Consider the following 18,659-nt stretch of genomic DNA (forward strand, 5'->3'; position numbering starts at 1 on the left):
TGCGTGGCGCGGGAGTCGGCGGAGGTCAGCGCTCCTCGCGGAAGTCGACGTGCCGCTTGACGACCGGGTCGTACTTGCGCAGGACCAGCCGGTCCGGGTCGTTGCGGCGGTTCTTGCGGGTGACGTAGGTGTAGCCGGTTCCGGCGGTGGAGCGGAGCTTGACGATCGGGCGCAGTTCGTTGCGTGCCATGGGGGTCCTCGGGGTCGGCCGGGTGTCCGGGGTTCGGTGTCGGGGGATGGGTGCGACTCTAGCAAAATGAAATCCATTTTCACGTAGAGTGCTCCCGTCCATCCGACCGGAACGGAGCCCCGATGTCCGCCCACTGCCAACTGACCGGCCGCAGGCCGGGATTCGGCAACGCGATCTCCCACTCGCACCGCCGCACCCCGCGCCGCTTCGACCCGAACATCCAGCGCAAGCGCTACTGGCTGCCCAGCGAGGGCCGCCACGTGCGCCTCACGCTCAGCGCCAAGGGCCTCAAGACCGTCGACGCCATCGGGATCGAGGCGGCCGTCGCCCGAATTCGCGCCCGCGGGGAGAAGGTCTGATGGCCAAGCGCAGCAAGATCGCCAAGAACGAGCACCGCCGCGCCCTGGTCGCCCGCCACGCCGAGCGCCGGGCCGAACTGAAGCGCACCCTCACCCACCCCGGCAGCACGCCGGAGCAACGCGCCGACGCCCGGCGGGAGTTGGACCGCCAGCCCAGGGACGCCAGCGCCACCCGCCTGCGCAACCGGGACGCCGTGGACGGCCGCCCGCGCGGCTACCAGCGCGCCTTCGGCCTGTCCCGGATCAACCTGCGCACCATGGCGCACGCCGGACAGCTGCCGGGCGTGCGCACGTCGAGCTGGTGAGCGCCGTGCCCGCCCACCTCCGACTCCCCGTCGTCATCGTCGCCGGCCTGCACCGCGCCGAACGCCGCCGCGCCGTCAAGGAGTTGCTCGACGCGAGCATCGGCGCCGTCGTCCTCCACCACGACCTGCGCGACGCCGACCGCGGCGTGGTGCACCGCCAACTGCGCGACGACGAAGGCGTGTTCGACACCCGCGAACTTCCGCTGGTCAACGACTGCCCCTGCTGCGCGGTGCGCGAGGACCTGCTGCCCGAGCTGGCAGGCCTCGCTGAGTCCGGCGAACACGGCCTGGCCATCGTCGAACTGTGGGGCGGCAGCGACCCGCACCCGGTCGCCGAGGTGATCGCCGAGGGCGAGGTGGACGGCCGCCCGATGGGAGAGCTGATCGAACTCGCCGGAGTGGTCACGGCGGTCGACCCCGACCGGCTGATCGGCGAACTCTCGGTCTCCGACGACCTCGCCGAACACGCCGAGCACACCTCCGCGGACGACGCCCGCACCCGGGCCGAGGCACTCGCCCACCAGATCGAGTACGCCACCACCCTCGCCCTCGCCCGCGGCGGCGACACCGGCCTCGCGATGCTGCGCCAACTGCACCCCACCGCACGGCGGGTGGCGCTCGGCACCGGCGAACTCCTGCGGGCGGCGCTCGGCGGCTTCGACGTCCCGGCCGCCCGCGACCGGGTCAACCCGGCCCTGGCCCTGCTGCCGCAGCAGGCCGACGAGTCGGGCGTGGCCACCCTGGTGTGGGAGCGCCGCCGCCCGCTGCACCCCGGACGGCTGCACGACGCGCTGGAACTGCTCGTCCCCGCCGCGCAGCGCAGCCGCGGCCGGTTCTGGCTGGCCAACCGCCCCGAACTCATGCTGGCCTGGGACGCGGCCGGAGCCAACCTCGCGGTCGAGGAGTGCGGGCCGTGGCTGGCGACCCTCCCCGACGAGCACTGGGAGCACTACCCGCCCGAACGCCGGGCCGCCGCCGCCCTCGACTGGCACCCGCAGCACGGCGACCGCGTCCAGCAACTCGCCTTCACCGCCGAAGGACTGGACGCCGACGGGATCACCGAACTCCTCGACTCCTGCCTGCTCACCGACGCCGAACTGCTCGCGGGCGAACCGGGCTGGAAGACCCTCCCCGACGCCTTCGCGGACCTGCTCGAACCCGTCGCCTGACCACCCGAACGAACGCAAGGACCCGACATGGCCCAGCGCCCCGGCCCCGGACGGCCGGCCGAGCCCCGCCCCAACCCGCTGATCGAGGCGGGCATCGAGTACATCGACTACAAGGACACCACCCTGCTGCGGAAGTTCGTCTCCGACCGCGGCAAAATTCGCAGCCGGCGGGTCACCCGGCTCACCGTCCAGCAGCAGCACGCGATGGCCCGCGCCATCAAGAACGCCCGCGAGATGGCGCTACTGCCTCACGCCACCCCCGTCCGATAGGAGCCCACGATGGCCGTCCCCAAGCGCAGGACCTCCCGCAGCAACACCCGCCACCGCCGCGCCCGGTGGAAGGCGAGCCCGCCCCAGCTGGTCCCGGTCACCGTCGACGGGCGCGAGCACCTCGTCCCGCGCCGGCTGGCGAAGGCGTACGAGCGCGGCCTGCTGACGCCGTGAGAGCGGAGCAGGGGGGCCGCAGCCCAGCGCTGCGGCCCCCCTGCCGTTCCGGGGGAGTGCTCCCGGGCGGGGCGGTCACTCGATCCGGCACCCGGTCCGGGCGGCGAGGAGCTGGTCGCCGAGCAGGGTGACGGGGTGGTCGTCCCCGGTGACGGCCAGGACGGTGCGCACCCCCGCCCGGGCCAGGGCCGCGTGCCAGCGCGGGGCGCCGGGCGGGGCGCGTCGGGGTCGGTCCGGGGTCGTGCGGATGTGGGTGGGGCAGGAACGCGTCGCGGACCAGGAACTCCAGGCGGGTGCGCACCGGTTCGTTGAGCAGCAGCCATCCACCGGGGGCGAGCAGTGCGGTCAGCCGCCGGGCGGCGAGGTCCGGGTCGGGGGCGCAGGCGAGCGCGCCGTCGGCGACCACCACGTCGAACGGGCCGGTGACGGCCCCCGGCCCGGACCCGGGGTCGTGCAGGTCGAAGCGGGCGTACCGCAGGTGCGGGTGGCGGCCGACCCGGGCGCGGACGGCGGCCAGCAGCAGGTCGGACGGGTCGGTGCAGAGGTAGTCGGCGGCGGGGGCGGTCCGGTCCGCGAGGGCCCGGGTGATCTCGCCGGTGGCGGCGCCGGTGCCGGCGGCGAGTTCCAGCACCCGCAGCGGTCCGGGCCCGGGGTGGTCGGCGGCGATCCGCCGCAGGGCCGCGGCGAGGACGGCGGCGCGGTAGCGGCCCGCCGCGGTCCTGGTCGCGAGGGCCTCGACGACCCGGGTGCTGCCCTTGGGCAGCAGCAGCGCGGCGGCCTGCTGTTCGCCGGTGAGCAGGGCGGGCAGCCGTTCGGCGGCGGTGCGCAGGTGGTCGATGACGGTGGCCGAGCCGAGCCGGCCGGTCCAGGCGTCGGCGGCCGACTGCCAGGCGCGGGCGGCGTCCGACGGGTGGACCGGCCGCGTCGCGGCGAACAGCTCGCCCCGGCGGGTCGTCAGCCCGTGCCGGGTCAGCTCGGCCAGCCAGCGTCCGACCAGCCGGTGATGGGCGGGGGCGACCCGGGCCGCGCCCAGGATCTCGGGGAGCGGGTGGCCGCGGCCGGGTTCCTCGAGGACGCCGTCGCGGCGCAGGGCGAGCAGCATCGAGGAGAGCACGGCGGCGTCCAGGCGGGCGGTGAACACCCGGGCCTGCTCGGCGGTGACGCCGATGAGCCGCTTCCAGGCCGCGTCGGTGGCGGCGGCGGCGACCTTCCGCAGGGCGGTGTCCGCGCTCTCGGCGTCGCTGCGGGGCGTGCGGACGTGCGCCACGACCGCGCCCAGCGCCTCGACGGCGGCGTACACGTCCTGTTGGCGCGGTTCGGGGCCGACGTGCAGCACCCGGCGCAGGTCGTCCAGTTCCTGGGCGTGCTGGTCGCCCAACTCGCTTATTCGCCAGAGCAGTTCGGAGGGAAGGCTGAGGTGGGTGGAGCGCGAGCGGGCCAGGTCGGCGAGCAGGTCGGCCGGTGGCCGGTCCGGGTCGCCGTGGACGACCGTGCCGCCGGCCAGCAGGGTGGCCAGGGCCAGTTCGACGCCCAGGCCGGTCGGCGGCAGCAGCACGGTGTGCCGGATCGGCAGCGGCCCGAGGACGCTGGCCCAGTACCGCAGCCGGCGCTCGTGCGGGTCCGACTCGCGGGTCGCCGCCCGGGCGGCCCGGACCCGGGCGGCCACGGCCTGCGACAGCGCGTCGGCGGGCACCGCGCCGGTCAGCAGCGCGGCGCCGCTGACCGGCCGGCCGTCGTCGCCGATCAGCGCCGGGCGTTCGGCGAGGCCGCGCAGGGCGGTCACGAGCGGGGGGACGGAATCCACGGGGGGCGCTCCGGGGTCGGCGTGGGGGCGGCACCACTGAACCACGGACCACACCAGAATGACAATCGTTATCGTATTCACTGAATGGCGGCGGTGCCGCCCCGGCGCGGGCGCCCGGGCGGCGGCTGGATGTGGATCTTGCCGAACCGGCCCTAGGCTGTCGGTATTTGAATCAGCGTCAACTGGAGGAACGTGCCGTGGCCGTGAAGCAGAGCGATTGGGTGGTGGCCGCAGCGGACCAGGTGATCGAGGAGAGCGAACGCCGCGGGGGCACCCCGCTGGTGTGCGCCTCCGGCATCAGCCCGTCGGGCCCGGTCCACCTGGGCAACCTGCGCGAGATCATGGTGCCGCACTTCGTGGCCGACGAACTCCGCCGCCGCGGCCTGGACTGCCGCCACCTGCTCTCCTGGGACGACTACGACCGGCTGCGCAAGGTCCCGGCCGGGGTGCCGGCCGGGTTCGCCGAGCACATCGGCCGGCCGCTGACGGCGGTGCCCGACCCGTGCGGCGAACACGCCGACTGGGCCGAGCACTTCAAGGCGCCGCTGCGCGAGGCGCTGGCCCGGCTGGGCGTCGAGGTGGACGAGATCAGCCAGACCCGGATGTACGGCTCCGGCGCCTACCGCGACCGGATCGTGCACGCGATGCGGCAGCGCGACCGGATCGACGAGGTCCTCGGGCGGTACCGCACCAAGCAGGCCGCCGCCGCCCCGGCGGACGGTCCCGAAGCGGACGAGGACGAGGACGAGGACGAGGCGGCGGCCGCCGGCGGCGCGGGCGGCTACCACCCGTACCGCCCGTACTGCGCGGACTGCGGGCGGGACTCCACCGCGGTCGTCGACTTCGACGAGGCCAGCACCCGGATTCGCTACCGGTGCGCGTGCGGGCACCAGGACGGGTTCGCGCTGTCCGGGGCCGACGGCGGGAAGCTGGTCTGGAAGGTGGACTGGCCGATGCGCTGGGCGTACGAGGGGGTCACCTTCGAGGCCGGCGGGGTGGACCACTCCTCGCCCGGGTCCTCCTTCACCGTCGGCTCGCAGCTGGTGCGCGAGGTCTTCGACGGGCTGCCGCCGAAGTACCTCGGCTACAGCTTCGTCGGCATCAGCGGCATGGCCAAGATGAGCAGTTCGAAGGGCGGGGTGCCCACCCCGGCCGACATCCTGAAGGTGCTCGAACCCCCGGTGCTGCGCTGGCTGTACGGCCGGCGGCAGCCGCGGCAGTCCTTCCGGATCGCGCTGGACCAGGAGATCCAGCGGGTCTACGACGAGTGGGACGCGCTCGGGCGGAAGGTCGACTCCGGCACCGCCACCGAGGCCGACGCGGCGATGCTGGCCCGCTCGGCCGGCCCGGCCGCCGGCCCGCTGCCCACCACCCCCCGGCCGCTGCCGTTCCGCACCCTGGCGTCGGTCGCCGACGTGGCGGCCGGCGACCCGGAGCAGACCCTGCGAATCCTGCGCGACCTCACCCCCGACGAGCCGCTGGCGAGCCTGGACCGGGCCCGGCCGCGACTCGACCGCGCCCAGGAGTGGGTGCGCACCTACGTCCCGGCGCAGGACCGCACCCAGGTGCGCACCGAACCCGACACGGAGCGGCTGGCCCGGCTGACCGAGGACGAGCGGACGGCGCTCAAGCTGCTGGTGGAGGGCCTGGACGCGAACTGGTCCCTCGCCGGCCTGACCTCGCTGGTGTACGGCGTCCCGAAGCTGCGGGCCGGACTCCCGCTGGACGCCCCGGCGTCACCGGAGCTGAAGACGGCCCAGCGCGAGCTGTTCGCCCTGCTCTACGAACTCCTGGTCGGCCGCGACACCGGCCCCCGGCTCCCCACCCTGCTGCTGGCACTGGGCGCGGACCGCATCCGGTCGCTGCTGGCCGCCGGCTAGCCCGGCCCGGCCGCGAGCCGGAGGACCGGGCGGCCCGGCTCAGCCCGGGTCCTCCGGCTCGCGGCCGTACCCCCGGCCCGCCGCGGACGCGGCCAGCCGGTCGGCCCAGTACCTGACCTGGTCCGGCGCCTGCCGGGAGTGCGCGACGAGCGCCAGCCGGTCCCACGTCCCGTGGTCGCGCCAGTGGCGGAAACTGCGGTGCGTGTGCTGCCAGGAGACCCCGAAGCCCGGCGGGACGGCCCGCCACGGGGCGTGGCTGGTGAGGATGAAGGAGACCGCGGCGAACAGCGCCTCGTCGTCCCGGCGGCGGGTGCCGCCGCCCTGGGGGCGGCGGGCCGGCGCCGGGAGCAGCCACCGGGCCGTCGGCCACACCACCATGGGGGCGAGCCAGCCGAAGCGGTGCTCGCGGGCCGGTGGCCGCACCCCCGGCCGGGCCGGTCGGGGGCGGGCGGGCGCGGGTCGGGGGCGTCCCCGGCGCGGGCGGGGCGGAGCGGGGCGGTCGCGGCCGGTCCGGCCGGGGCGAGCAGGCCACGTGCGTACGCGGAGGAAGGCATGCCGCCAGCGTGCCCGAGCCGCGGCCCGGGCACAGGCGGCGGTGGCCCTCGGGTTCGCGCCTTGCGGAGAGCCGCCACCCCGCCCGCGGGCCGGGCCCGCAGCGGAGCCCGGCCGACTCCGGTGCGGGCCCGGGGGCCGGGGGTCAGACGGTGTCGCCGGCCAGCCGCCGCAGGTCCCGCTCGCTGAACCCGGCCAGCGCCCGCAGTTCGAGGTCGGGCTTGCCCCGGCCGCGGAACGCCATGTGATCCGTCTCGCGCTTGGCGTAGTCGCCGAGCCCGATCTCGTCGACGAGTTCGTTGTGCCGCCGCAGCACCCGCGCGGTCGCCTCCTCCACCGCCAACTCGTCGCCGCCGTAGAGGTGGTCGAGCCAACGGTTGGCGTAGGTGACGTGCCGGACCTCGTCGGCCAGCACGTGGTCGAACATGAGGCCGACGGACTCGTACCCGGCGGCCCGCATCCGGGGGACCGCGTTGCCGAAGACCTCGATGGCGGCGTCCTCACCGGTGCGGCTGAGCACGATCATCCGGTGGTCCAGCGGCTGTCCGGCCATCGCCGCGTAGAGGTCCGGGTCGCGGTAGGGGAACTGGCGGTAGTCCACGCCCAGCCGGGCGATCTCCTCGATCAGCAGGTGGGTGTGCCGCATCTCGTCGTGGCCGTGCCGGGTCATGTCGAGGTAGAAGCCGAGCGGCAGGTCCGCGAAGTCCGCCATGCTGCGCAGCGGGACGTCGGTGGCGATGAACTCGATCTGGATGCTCTTGCGCATCAGGTAGACCAGCGTGTCGTCGTCCAGCAGGCTCGGATCGGGGTCGGGGGTGGCGCCGCCGATCGCCGGGACCCGGCCGGCCCAGGCGGGGTAGCTGCGGTGCGGGCAGGGCGCGGGGGACAGCGGGACGGTGCCGGTGGGGGTGACCGACGGCCCCGGACGGTGCGCCCCGCGCAGGATCGCGCCCAACTCGACGTCGGGCAGCCCGAGTTCGGCCGCCGGCTGCTGGGGCTCCAGGGCCAGGCCGAGGCACAGGTCGTACAGCCGCCGGTCGTGGTAGGTGGTCTCCTCCGCGCACTGGTCGCGGGAGGTGCGGTACAGCACGGCGAGTTCCCGGAGCAGGGCGTACCCCCAGGCGAGCGCCTGCTCCGGGTCGTCCGCCGCCAGGACGGCGGTCACCTCCTCGACCGCCTCCGCGGAGGGCCGCCCCAGCCGGTCCGGTCGGACCCGCAGCTCCAGCGCCCGGGTGTGCAGCAGGCCGGCCTGGGAGACCAGGCTGTGGATCGCGCGGACCAGGGCCGCCCGCGGCGCGATGTCACCGGTGCGCGGGGCGAAGGCCGCCAGCGCCCGGCCGGCCAGCAGGGTGGCGTGGTACAGCGAGAGGTCGAAGGCCGCGAGTTCACCGATCGAGAGGGCGTCGATGCGGCCGGGCCCTCCGCCGTCTGGAGCGTGCGCGTTCATGGGTATCCCCTTCGGGTCGGCTGCCTGCGGATCGAATCTAGGCAGCCCCGTCCGGCCCGGCTACGGCTGCGGCGGGGGAGTACCGGCCAGGCCGGAACTCCCCCGCCGCAGGTGCGGCCGACCGCCACAGGAGACAACTCCCTTGTCGCCCCGCGGCCGCCGGTGCCACAGTCGCGGGGGCCCCCTCCGGGAGGCCGACTGACGGTGCGTCGCTACGTGTGGCCGGCTGGAGGAGCACATGGACACGTCCGAGAACCCGATACCCGACCTGGACGAGCTCGCGGTGGCCGCCTACCGCCGACTGCTGGAGGAGGGCCGCCGGGACGACGAGTGGCTGAGCGCCAGCGCGGACGTCCCGCTGGAGCGGGTGGACGAGGTGTACCGGCTGCTGAGCAGCCTCCGGGTGGTGGAGGCGCACTCGGACCGGGACTGGCTGGCCGTCGAGCCGCACGCCGCGATGGCCGCGCTGGTGGTGCCGATGGAGGCCGAGGCCCGCCGCCGCGCGGCCCTGGCGGAGCGGCTGCGCACCCAGCTGCAACTGCTCGTCCCGGTGCACGAGTCGGTCACCGGCGCGCGCTCGCAGCAGACCTTCGAGATCGTCGGGGACGAGGCCCTCGACGCCCTGCTCGACCTGGAGATCGGCCGCACCTCCCAGCAGCTCCTGCTGCTCCAGGCGGACAGCGGGAGCTTCGACCGCCAGTGGGAGCGGCGCACCGACCAGTGCCGGGACGCGCTGCGCCGCGGCGTCGCGATCCGCGCCGTCCACCAGCACGGCGCCCGGCTGCACCTGCCCACCGAGGGCCTGGCCGAGACGCTCGGCGCGCACGGGGCGCAGTTCCGCACCATCGACGAACTCCCGGCCCAGCTGGTCCTGTTCGACCACCGCTGCGCCCTGCTGCTGGCGGCCGACGGGGTCGGTTCGCCCGGCCCGGACCCCGAGGACGGGCCGCAGGCCGCGGTGCTGGTCCGCCACCCGGTGGTGATCTCCGTCCTGGCCGGGATCTTCACCAACTGCTGGGACCGCGGCGTGCCGTTCCTCGCCGACGAGGCGCAGCCGCCGCAGGTCATCGACCAGGTCAAGCTGTCGATCCTGCGCCTGCTGGCCAGCGGCGCCAAGGACGACGTGGTGGCCCGCCGGCTCGGCCTGTCGGTGCGCACCTGCCGGCGGTACCTCTCGGACCTGATGAGTTCGCTCGGCGTCAGCAGCCGCTTCCAGGCCGGGGTGGAGGCGTGCACCCGGGGGCTGGTCCCCGCGGCGGGCGGGGCGGCCGGCCCCGACCGGCGGGCGATGGTCACCTCGTCTGCGGAATGACCTGGTGGGCGATCAGCTCCATGTGGTCGTAGTCCTCCGGCTCCAGCAGCTGGAGGTAGACGCGCTCCACCCCCGCCTCCCGGTAGCGGCCGATCTTGTCCACCAGTTCCGCGGGGGACCCGGTCAGCCCGGTGGCGCGCAGCTCCGCCTCGCCGCGTTCCATCCGGTGGGCCCGGGCGGTCACCGCGGCCGGGGTGCTGCCGCAGCACGCCACCAGGGCGACCGAGAGGACGGGGGTGCCGCTGTCGCGGCCCAGGGCCCGACAGGCGTCGCGGACCCGGTCGAACTGGGCCCGGGCCACCTCCGGGCGGACGAACCCGACGTTGTACTCGTCGGCGTACCGGGCCGCGAGCTCCGGGGTGCGCCGCGGCCCCCGGCCGCCCACGATGATCGGCGGGTGCGGGCGCTGCACCGGCTTGGGCAGCGCGGGGCAGCCGGTGAGGCGGTAGTGCTCGCCCGCGAAGTCGAAGGTCTTCCCCGCCGGGGTCGCCCACAGCCCCCGCAGGATCTGCAACTGCTCCTCCAGCGGGCCGAAGCGCCGGGCCGGGAAGGGGATGCCGTAGGCGGCGTGCTCCTCCTCGTACCAGCCGGCGCCCAGCCCGAGCTCCACCCGACCGCCGGACATCTCGTCGACCTGGGCCACCTGGATCGACAGCGGCCCCGGCAGCCGCAGGGTCGCGGCGGACAGCAGCGTGCCCAGCCGGATCGTGCTGGTCCGCAGGGCCAAGCCGGCCAGCGTGACCCAGGAGTCGGTGGGCCCGGGCAGGCCGGGCCCCGGACCCACCGCCAGGTAGTGGTCGGAGCGGAAGAAGCCGTCGTAGCCGAGGCTCTCGGCGACCTGGGCGGTGGCGGCCTGCTGGGCGAAGTCCATCCCCTGCTGGGGTTCGACGAAGATCCGGAAATCCATGCTGCTGGTCCTCCTGGCGTGCGGGACGGTGGGGGGCGGTCGGCGGTGCCGCGGCTCAGCCGTACTGGGGCCGGGTGATCCAGGCGTCGTGCAGCGCGGCGTACGTCCCGTCGCGGGCGAGCAGTTCGGCGTGCGGGCCCGCCTCGACGATCCGGCCCCGGTCGAAGACCAGGACGGTGTCCGCGCTCTGCGCGCTCACCAGCCGGTGCGCCACCACCACGGCGGTCCGCCCGGTGGTCAGCTTCTCCAGCGCCCGCTGGATCCGGTCCTCGGTGGCCGGGTCCACCGCCGAGGTGGCCTCGTCCAGCAGGAGCACGGCCGGGTCGGCCGCGTGCGCCCGGGCCAGGGCGACCAGTTGGCGCTCCCCGGCGGACAGCGAGCCGCCCTGCACCCCGACCGGGGTGCGCAGGCCCAGCGGCAGCGACTCCAGCCACTCGTCCAGGCCCAGCTCCCGGAACGCCCGCCGGATCCGCCCGTCGTCGGCGTCCGGCACCCCGAACCGGATGTTCTCGGCGATGGTGGTGTCGAACAGGAAGCCCTCCTGGGGCACGATGACCACCCGGCGCCGCAGCGAGCCCTGGTCGATCCGGTCCACCGGCACGCCGCCGATCAGCACCTGCCCGCCGCTCGGGCGGAGCAGGCCGCAGGCGAGCTTGGCGAAGGTGGTCTTGCCCGAACCGGTCTCCCCGACGACCGCCACCCGCTGCCCCGGCTCCATCACCACCGACACGCCGTGCAGCACCTCGTGGCCCCCCGGGTAGGCGAACCGCACCCCCGCGAAGGAGATCGCGGCCGGCTCGGCGCCGAGTACCGTCCGGGCCGCGTCGTCGACCGGGTCCTGCGCCTGCGCGGCGAGGACGCCGAGCAGGCGGCGCCAGCCCGACAGCGCGCGCTGCGCCTCCGTGAACGCGGTGACGCCCATCCGGGTCGGGGTGACGAACAGCACGGCCAGGAACAGGAACGCCGTCAGGTCGCCGACGGTCAACCCGTCGCCGGTGAGCCGCGCGCCGACCAGCACCAGCGCGACGGTGATCAGACTGGGGACCAGCTCGGCGACGGTCTGGGCCGCCGTGGTCCCCCACTGGCAGCGGGTCTGGGCGGCGTGGACGTCCGCCACCGCCCGGTCGGCCCGGGCCACCGCGTAGTCCCGCGCCCCGTAGACCCGGATCGTCTCCCCGCCGTTCAGGGTCTCGCCGGTGACCCCGAGGAGCCCCGCGAGGCGGTCCTGCAGGGTGCCGAAGAGCCGCGACAGCGAGTTCTGACTGCGGTTCAGGAACACGATCAGCGGTAGTTGGAAGGCCCAGACCAGCAGGGTCAGCCGCAGGTCGTAGTAGGCCATCACCAGGGTGGTGGTCAGCATCTGCAGGGCGCTCAGCGCCAGCATCAGGCCCTTGTACTGCAGGAAGCTGCTGACCGTGTCGACGTCCGAGGTCACCCGCGCCACCAGGGCGCCGCGCGGTTCGGCCTCCTGGACCACCAGCGGCAGGTCGTGGATGTGCCGGAAGGCGGACGTCCGGGTGGCGGCCAGACCGGCCTCGCTGGCCCGGTAGAGCCGGACGCTCACCCAGTAGCCGGCCGCCGCCGTCGTCACGACCGCGACGCCCGCGCCGACCACCGGCCAGACCACCGCCCCCGTTCCGGCCCCGTCCCGGGTCGCCCCGTCCAGGGCCCGCTGGAGGGCGACCGGCAGGGCCACCCGGCCGGCCACCGCGACCAGCCCCAGCAGGACGGTCGCGGTGATGCCCCGCAGGAACTCGTCGGACAGCGCGATCCCGCGCCGCATGACGGCCCAGGCCCCGCCCGGGGCCTCGGTGATGGTGCTGCTGCTCATCCGGCGAACTCCTTGTCGGTGGGGGCGCCGTGGAGACCGGCGCCGTCGGCGCGCCGCTCCCGGTCGCGGCGGTAGGCGGTGACCAGCTGCCGGTACGCCGGGAAGGCGGCCAGCAGCTCCCCGTGCGGTCCGCGGGCGCGCACCGCGCCCCGCTCCAGGTAGACCACCTCGTCGGCGCGTTCGACCGCGGCCAGGCTGGACGAGGCCATCACCACGGTCAGTTCGGGGCGCAGGGCGCCGAGCCCGTCCAGGATCGCCGCCTCCACCAGCGGGTCGACCGCGGAGGTGGCGTCGTCCAGGACCAGCAGCCCCGGCCGGCGGAGCAGCGCCCGGGCCAGGGCGAGGCGCTGGCGCTGGCCGCCGGACAGGGTGTGCCCGCGTTCGCCGACGGGCGTGTCCAGCCCGTCGGGCAGGGCGTCGACGAACCCCTCGGCCTGCGCCAGCCGCAGCGCCCGCCGGACCTCCCGGTCGTCCGCGTCGGCCCCCAGGCGGATGTTGGCCCGGATCGAGTCCTGGAACAGGAACGGCTGCTGGGGCAGCAGGGCGATCCGCTCGGTGGCCCGCGCCGGGTCGAGCAGCCGCAGGTCCGTCCCGTCCAGCCGCACCCTGCCCGAGGACGGGACGGCCAGCCCCGCCAGCAGGGCGCACAGCGAGGACTTCCCCGAACCCGAGCGCCCGACCAGGACGACCTGCCGGTGGGCGGCCACCTCGAACGACACCTCGCGCACGGCGGGTTCGGGCGCGTCCGGGTGGACCAGCGAGACCCGCTCCAGCGCGACGGCGGCCGCGCCGGAACCGGCGGCGGCCGGGTCCGGGTCCGATGCCGGGTCCGGACCGGCGGCGGCCGTGTCCGCGTCCGGGCCGGTGGCGTCCGACCCGGGGCCCGCCGCCGACGGCGGTCCGGCGTCGGCCAGCACCGCCTCGACCCTGGCGAAGGCGGTGGCGTTCAGCGGGAACTCGCTGATGATCCAGCCGACCGAGACCATCGGCAGCCCCAACAGGGCGATCAGGAAGGCGACCTGGACCACCGCCCCCGGCTCGATCCTCCCGGAGCGCACCTCCAGGGCGCCCACCAGCAGGGCCGCCAGCATGGCCGCACCGGGCAGCGCCTCCATGACGGGGTCGAAGACGGAGCGGACCCGGCCCGCGGCCAGGCTCGCCTGCCGCAGCCGCTCGGCCGACTCGGCGAAGCGCGCGGTCTCCGACTCCGCCCGGCCGGTGGCCTTGACCAGCAGCGCCGCCTCGAAGCTCTCGTGCGCGACGGCGGCCAGTCGGCCGCGCACCGCCTGGAGCCGGGCGACCAGCGGCCCGGCCCGGTACTCGAACGCCACGCAGAAGGTCAGCACGACCAGCAGCAGCACCACGCCGATCCAGCCGAAGGCCGGGGCGGTCAGGAACATCGCCGTGATGCCCGCCGCCAGCATCAGCAGGGCGCTGCACGCCGACGGCAGCAGGCGGACCGCCTGCCAGGTGACCTCCACGTCCGCGTCGATCACGGACAGCAGGTCGCCGGTCGCCCGCTGCCGCTGCCCGGTCGGCGGCAGCACGGCGTAGCGGCGCACCAGGCGACGGCGCAGGTCGGCCTGCAACCGGTGGCGTATCACCGCCGACAGGCTCTCGCGGCACACGAAGCCGACGACCTGGAGCAGGGCCGCGCCGAGCAGCCAGGCGGTGTCCGCGGCGAGACCGGGCACCGCCGAACCGGCGGCCCGAGCGGCCAGCACGTGGTTCGTCACCTGACCCAGCAGCCACGCGGTCGCCACGGTGGTTCCCGCGTAGAGCGCGCTGCCGGCCAGTGCCCCGGCGAACGGGAGCGGCTGCGAGCGCACCGCTGTCACGAGGAGGGCGAGGCCGCGCCGTGAACGCGCCCCCCAGGCATCGTGGTTGTCCATGTTCCTCTTCTCGTTCCAGCCCGGCGGTCGGGCTCCGGAATCAGGGGCCCCCTCCGGGGCGGTCCAGTGGTGGGGGCCGCGCAGCGGCCGACCGGCGGCTACGACCTGGTCCCCCGGGCGCCCGCCACGACGGCCGCGGCGACCGCGAGCTCCACGGCCGCGCCGGCCTCCCGGCGCTCCAGGGTGTGCCAGCGCGACCCGAGGACCAGCCGGACGGTGACCGCCCGGTGCTCGCCCGGGACGTCGTAGACGTCGAGCACGTCGACCCGGCGCACCAGCGGCCCCGAGTCCGCCAGCGCGGCCAGCACCGGTCCGGCGGCCGGCCCGGGCGGCAGCAACAGGCAGACGTCGCGCTGGACTTCGGGGAAGCGCGCGGGCGTGGTGACCGTCCGGGGCACCCGCGGCAGCGACAGCAGCCGGTCCACGTCGAGTTCGGCCACCGCGGAGCGCTCGGCGGGAGCGCCCGCCGGGAGCACGCCGAGACGGCCGACCGGCTGCCCGGCGACCAGCAGCAGCGCCGCGGTGCCGGGCCGGAACGCGGGGTCGTCGAGGAGCTCGGTGCGCAGCGGGCCCGCGGCGAGCGGGCGCAGCAGCGCCTTGACGGCGTCCAGGACCTGCCAGTAGCCGGCCTCCCGGAGCGGTCCCGTCCCCGGTGCCCCCGGCGGGTCGGCGGGGGTGTGCAGCAGTGCCAGCGAGGTCCGCTCCCGCGCGCCGTCCGGTCCGAGCGGGTCCAGCACCATGCCCAGTTCGTACAGCGCGTGCGGGGCCGTGGCGGGGGACTGGGCGCGGGCGGCGGCGGCCAGGCCGGGCACCAGGCTGCGGCGCACGAAGCGGGTCCGGCCCGGCCCGGACCCGGCCAGCCCGAGCACCGGTGCGCACCAGGGGTCCTCCCGGGCCGGGCCGTCCGCGGGCGCCGGGCCGGTGCCGACGACCGGGGTCAGCAGTTCGTGGAACCGGCACCCGGCCAGGGTGCGGCGGAGCGCCGTCAGGGCGCGGTGGCGGTGGTCGGGTTCGGGGCGGACCTCGCCGTCGGGCAGCGTCGCCGGTATCCGGCCCAGCCCGTGCAGGCGGACCAGCTCGGCCACCAGGTCCTCCGGATCGCGCAGATCGGGCCGGGAGGGCGGCACCCGGACGCGCAGCCCGCCGTCGGTCCAGTCGCAGTCCGCACCGATCAGGGCGAGCAGCCGACCGTACGCCGGGCCCTCCGCCGGACCCTCCGACAGCGACCGCAGCGCGGCGGGGTCGAGGGTGAGCGTCCGCCGCCCGGCCGTCGGACCGAAGGCCACCGAGACGGCCCGGCCCCCCGACGGCGTCCCGGGGTCCAGCAGCGCGCCGACCCGGGCGACGGCACGCCGACAGCGCTCGCCGTCCGGCGCGTTCCCCGCCTCGGCGGTCGCCAGCACCAGCAGACGTTCCGCGCCCGGCGGCAGCGGCGGTACGGACGGCGGCGGCACGGACGGCGAGGGCGGCGTCGGGCGCGGGGTGACGGTCAGCGGCAGGTGGGCGTGGTCCGCCCGGTCGGGCGCGTCGCCCGGCGCGCGGGCCCCGGCGGGGTCGTCCAGCCGGACGCGGACCCGTCCCCCGGCCGGCAGCCGGTGGGCGGAGAGCCGCACCCCGTACTCGAACGCGGCGATCAGCAGCACCCGGTCGAGCCCGTCGTCGGCCGTCAGGCCGGCCAGCGCGGCCCGCTCCCAGTCCGGCGCGGGCCCGGCGGCCGGAGGGTGGGGCAGCAGCAGGGCCGCGGCGCAGACCTCCGGCGCGCGGACCTCCAGGACCGGCGCGTCGGGCGGTCCGGGGGGACGGGTGCCCCCGGGGTCGGCGGCGCCGGCGGTGGCCGTGGTGGCCGTCCCGGGGCCGTCCAGCCGGAGGTTGATCTCCCCGGCCAGGCCCCACAGTCCGCCGCAGTGCGCCAGCGTGTCCGGGACCCGGAGGGTGAGCACCTCCTCGACGCGCGCCTCCGGCAGCAGTGCCCGGACCGGGGTCCCGGGTCGCGAGCCGGGTGCCAGCAGGTGGACGTGCGGGTGCGGGCCGAGGCCGAGTTCGGCGCTGGTGCAGATCCGGCCGACCGGCTGTCCGGGGTGTCCGGCGGGGCCCACCCGGAGCAGCCTGCCGCGTATCGGTTCCGGGCCGGACCGGTCGGCGGTGGCGAACAGCCTGGCCCCGGGCAGCGCCACCGCGACCACGCTGCCCGGGGGCGGCGCCTCCCCGACCCCGTCCGGCAGCCGCACCAGTTCCCCGGTGGGCACCGCGACCCGGACGGTGCCCGGCCGCCCGGCCGGACCGGGTTCGACGCGGCCGGCCACCACCAGCGGGCTGAGCAGGCCGGCGGAGTCGGCGCCGGTGACGGCGACCCCCGCCTCGCCCAGCAGCTCGTCGATCTCGCGCACGGACAGCTCGCGGTGCAGGAACTCGTTCAACCAGGAGACCGGGACCCGCATCTGACGCTCCCTCAGTAGGTCTGGGTGAGAACGGACAGGTCGTTGTCGAGGAAGTGCTGGATGTCGTCGAGGCCGTGGCGGATCGCCAGCACGCGTTCGAGGGACACCGCCAGCGACAGGGCCCGGACCTGCGGGGACGCTCCGACCGACCGCATCGCCGCGGCGGACAGCATCCCGCCCGAGATCACCTCCAGGTGCCCGCTGCCCAGGCAGAGGCCGCAGCCCGCCGACCCGCACGGGGTGCAGGCGACGTCGATGGCGAGCCCCGGGGAGACGTACGGCAGGGTGCGGAACCGCAGCCGCGCGGGCACGTCCGGGCCGAGCACCTCCGCGCAGAGCCCCAGGGCCAGGCCCTTGAGGTCGCTCAGCCGGATGCGCGGGCCCACGGCCACCGCCTCGGACTGGTGGAACTGGGTCACGAACCGCGGCCCGGGGACGGTGCGGCGGTGGCACGGACCGTCGACCACGAACCGGGCGCTCCGGCCCGGCGGCAGCTCGCGCAGCAGCCGCAGCGCGGACGCGGTGGTGTGGGAGCGCAGCACCGCGCCGTCCTCGGTGAAGTAGGTGTGCTGCGGGCTGCGGGTGGGGTGGTCGGCGGGGACGCCCAGCAGGTCGAAGCTGTGGGCGACGTCCTCGATCTGCCGGGACGCGCGCCGGGTGAACCCCAACCGGCCGAAGTAGTGGGCGACTTCGTCCGCCAGCCGGCTGACCGGGTGCGGCTCCGGCGGCGGCGCGGCCGGCCGGGCCAGGCACGGGTCGAGCGTCCCGGTCGGCGCGGCGGAAGCGGCTGGCGCGGCGGAAGCGGTCGGCGCGGCGGGGTCGGTCGTTGCGGCGAGGTCGGCCGGCCGCTCCCGCCGTTCCCGCAGGGCCCGGGCCAGTTCGGCGGCGGCCGTGCCGAGCAGGCGGCCGAGCGCGGGCCGGTGCGCCGGGGGCGCCTGGCCGATCAGCGCCCGGTGCCGGGCGAGCGAGCCGCGCCGTCCGAGGTGGCGGCCCTCCCACTCCGCCAGGGCCGGGCCGGTCGCCGGGCAGGCGGCCAGTTCGCGCAGGGCGAGGTCGCGGAGGTCCCGAATCCGCGGCGCGGACAGCGGATCCCGACCGGTGGCCGCGGGTGCTGGTTCGGACATGGATCCCTCCTGATCGGTTTTCCCGCATGCGGTCCGTGCCGTTTCCCGGCCGGGGATTTCCGGTGCCCCATCGTGGCGGAGCGGGCCGCCGGAACGCAACGGGATCGGCTTCTCCGATGTCGGCCGTGAAAGCTTTTGCCCGTTTTGCCGGGGTGGTCATTTGCGGACTGTCAGCAACTTTCACCGATGGCCCGATGGTGTCGGGAACGGCACCGTGCCATGGTCTCGCTATCGCTTCTTTCCGGTGTCACGAGAGGACGTCAGATGAGTGCATGGAATGCGCAGACGTACGGCAGTCGCTGGGCGGAGATCTACGACGGCCTGCCCTGGCCCGGCCCTGAGCAGGCCGTCGACTTCCTGGCGAAGCTCGCCGGCGACGGCCCCGTCCTGGAACTCGCCATCGGCACCGGTCGCATCGCGGTGCCGCTCGTCGAGCGCGGCATCGAAGTGCACGGAATCGACTCGTCGGAGGAGATGACCGAGAAGCTGCGGGAAAAGGAGGGGGGTGCCGGAATTCCGGTCACGAAGGCGGACATCTCCTCCTTCGAGGTGGAGCAGAGCTATTCCCTGGCCTTTCTCGTGCTGAACACGATCTACGCCCTGCAGACCCAGGAGGAGCAGATTTCCTGTTTCTCCAGCGCGGCGGCGGCCCTGGAGCCGGGCGGGCATTTCGTGGTCGAGGCGTTCATGCCCGACCCCACCCGCTTCCGGCGCAACTCGTGGACCCAGGTCCACGACATGGGCCTGGACCACGTGCTCATCGAGGCGGACAAGCACGACCCCTCGACCCAGCAGATCCTGGAGCAGCACATCCACCTCAAGCAGGGCAAGGTCGAGCTGTTCCCGGCGTTCCTGCGCTACGTCTGGCCCTCCGAGATGGACCTGATGGCGCGTCTGGCGGGGCTGACCCTGGTCGAGCGCACCGGCGGGTGGCTCGGCGAGCCGTTCAACGCCAGGTCGGGCAACCACGTGTCGGTGTACCGCCGCGGCACGGTCTGACGTCCG

17 protein-coding genes are annotated in these 18,659 nt (G+C 75.7%); 8 read left to right on the plus strand and 9 right to left on the minus strand.

Translation table 11 applies throughout. The annotated features are described in order from the left end of the window. Positions 1-25: 25 nt before the first annotated feature. Positions 26-190 carry a 50S ribosomal protein L33 gene (rpmG, locus tag QMQ26_RS27270; RefSeq protein ID WP_100839970.1) on the minus strand — a complete coding sequence of 55 codons (165 nt, stop codon included), beginning with the start codon at positions 188-190 and terminating at the stop codon, positions 26-28. A 122-nt stretch (positions 191-312) separates the two neighbouring features. Between rpmG and rpmB the strand changes: the two genes are divergently transcribed. Genes rpmB through rpmF form a run of 5 tightly spaced genes read left to right on the plus strand, consistent with a single transcriptional unit; the run spans position 313 to position 2,467 of the window. Beyond that, complete coding sequence (gene rpmB / locus QMQ26_RS27275) at positions 313-549, plus strand: 50S ribosomal protein L28 (RefSeq protein WP_100839969.1); 237 nt, start codon at positions 313-315, stop codon at positions 547-549. Continuing rightward, a complete protein-coding gene (gene rpsN, locus QMQ26_RS27280) occupies positions 549-854 on the plus strand; it encodes a 30S ribosomal protein S14 (protein WP_100839968.1) in 306 nt (101 codons plus the stop codon). Before rpmB ends, rpsN begins: the two co-directional genes overlap by 1 nt. Beyond that, on the plus strand, positions 851-2,023 hold the full coding sequence (locus QMQ26_RS27285) for a CobW family GTP-binding protein (protein ID WP_404813967.1): 1,173 nt from the start codon (positions 851-853) through the stop codon (positions 2,021-2,023). Before rpsN ends, QMQ26_RS27285 begins: the two co-directional genes overlap by 4 nt. A 27-nt stretch (positions 2,024-2,050) precedes the next feature. Next, positions 2,051-2,293 (plus strand): 30S ribosomal protein S18, encoded by a 243-nt coding sequence (rpsR, locus tag QMQ26_RS27290; RefSeq protein WP_282203027.1) that lies wholly within the window; start codon positions 2,051-2,053, stop codon positions 2,291-2,293. Between the two features lie 9 nt (positions 2,294-2,302). Next, on the plus strand, positions 2,303-2,467 hold the full coding sequence (gene rpmF / locus QMQ26_RS27295) for a 50S ribosomal protein L32 (protein WP_100839966.1): 165 nt from the start codon (positions 2,303-2,305) through the stop codon (positions 2,465-2,467). Here the strand turns inward: rpmF and QMQ26_RS27300 are convergent. Next, positions 2,391-4,271: a methyltransferase gene (locus QMQ26_RS27300; protein WP_282203028.1), complete on the minus strand. Its 1,881-nt coding sequence runs from the start codon at positions 4,269-4,271 to the stop codon at positions 2,391-2,393. The genes rpmF and QMQ26_RS27300 overlap by 77 nt on opposite strands. Positions 4,272-4,474: 203 nt before the next feature. Between QMQ26_RS27300 and lysS the strand changes: the two genes are divergently transcribed. Beyond that, positions 4,475-6,151 carry a lysine--tRNA ligase gene (gene lysS, locus QMQ26_RS27305; RefSeq protein ID WP_318552054.1) on the plus strand — a complete coding sequence of 559 codons (1,677 nt, stop codon included), beginning with the start codon at positions 4,475-4,477 and terminating at the stop codon, positions 6,149-6,151. Positions 6,152-6,190: 39 nt separating this feature from the next. Here lysS and QMQ26_RS27310 read toward each other — a convergent pair whose 3' ends face one another. Both QMQ26_RS27310 and QMQ26_RS27315 read right to left on the minus strand, forming a co-directional pair. Further along, a complete protein-coding gene (locus tag QMQ26_RS27310; protein ID WP_282203029.1) occupies positions 6,191-6,574 on the minus strand; it encodes a transposase in 384 nt (127 codons plus the stop codon). A 274-nt stretch (positions 6,575-6,848) separates the two neighbouring features. After that, positions 6,849-8,150 carry a DUF455 family protein gene (locus QMQ26_RS27315; RefSeq protein WP_282203030.1) on the minus strand — a complete coding sequence of 434 codons (1,302 nt, stop codon included), beginning with the start codon at positions 8,148-8,150 and terminating at the stop codon, positions 6,849-6,851. Between the two features lie 238 nt (positions 8,151-8,388). Here QMQ26_RS27315 and QMQ26_RS27320 point away from each other — a divergent pair, with 238 nt between their 5' ends. Then, the gene (locus tag QMQ26_RS27320) at positions 8,389-9,462 is read left to right on the plus strand and encodes a helix-turn-helix transcriptional regulator (protein WP_282203031.1); all 1,074 of its coding nucleotides are present in this window, start codon (positions 8,389-8,391) and stop codon (positions 9,460-9,462) included. Here QMQ26_RS27320 and QMQ26_RS27325 read toward each other — a convergent pair. The 5 genes from QMQ26_RS27325 to QMQ26_RS27345 all read right to left on the minus strand — a co-directional run bounded on the left by QMQ26_RS27325 (position 9,443) and on the right by QMQ26_RS27345 (position 17,654). Then, on the minus strand, positions 9,443-10,369 hold the full coding sequence (locus QMQ26_RS27325) for an LLM class F420-dependent oxidoreductase (protein ID WP_100839961.1): 927 nt from the start codon (positions 10,367-10,369) through the stop codon (positions 9,443-9,445). The genes QMQ26_RS27320 and QMQ26_RS27325 overlap by 20 nt on opposite strands. Before the next feature lie 55 nt (positions 10,370-10,424). Next, positions 10,425-12,200 (minus strand): ABC transporter ATP-binding protein, encoded by a 1,776-nt coding sequence (locus tag QMQ26_RS27330; protein WP_100839960.1) that lies wholly within the window; start codon positions 12,198-12,200, stop codon positions 10,425-10,427. Continuing rightward, on the minus strand, positions 12,197-14,092 hold the full coding sequence (locus QMQ26_RS27335; protein ID WP_282203032.1) for an ABC transporter ATP-binding protein: 1,896 nt from the start codon (positions 14,090-14,092) through the stop codon (positions 12,197-12,199). The genes QMQ26_RS27330 and QMQ26_RS27335 overlap by 4 nt, the downstream gene beginning before the upstream one ends. Before the next feature lie 98 nt (positions 14,093-14,190). Further along, entirely contained in the window at positions 14,191-16,530 is a 2,340-nt protein-coding gene (locus QMQ26_RS27340) for a phenylalanine--tRNA ligase subunit beta-related protein (RefSeq protein ID WP_282203033.1), read from the minus strand. A gap of 11 nt (positions 16,531-16,541) precedes the next feature. Beyond that, positions 16,542-17,654 (minus strand): tRNA ligase subunit PheS family protein, encoded by a 1,113-nt coding sequence (locus QMQ26_RS27345; RefSeq protein ID WP_282203034.1) that lies wholly within the window; start codon positions 17,652-17,654, stop codon positions 16,542-16,544. Positions 17,655-17,918: 264 nt separating this feature from the next. Here QMQ26_RS27345 and QMQ26_RS27350 point away from each other — a divergent pair, with 264 nt between their 5' ends. Next, positions 17,919-18,653 carry a class I SAM-dependent DNA methyltransferase gene (locus tag QMQ26_RS27350; protein ID WP_159073323.1) on the plus strand — a complete coding sequence of 245 codons (735 nt, stop codon included), beginning with the start codon at positions 17,919-17,921 and terminating at the stop codon, positions 18,651-18,653. Positions 18,654-18,659 lie beyond the last annotated feature (6 nt).

It is taken from the genome of Kitasatospora fiedleri, assembly GCF_948472415.1.
Lineage (GTDB): Bacteria > Actinomycetota > Actinomycetes > Streptomycetales > Streptomycetaceae > Kitasatospora > Kitasatospora fiedleri.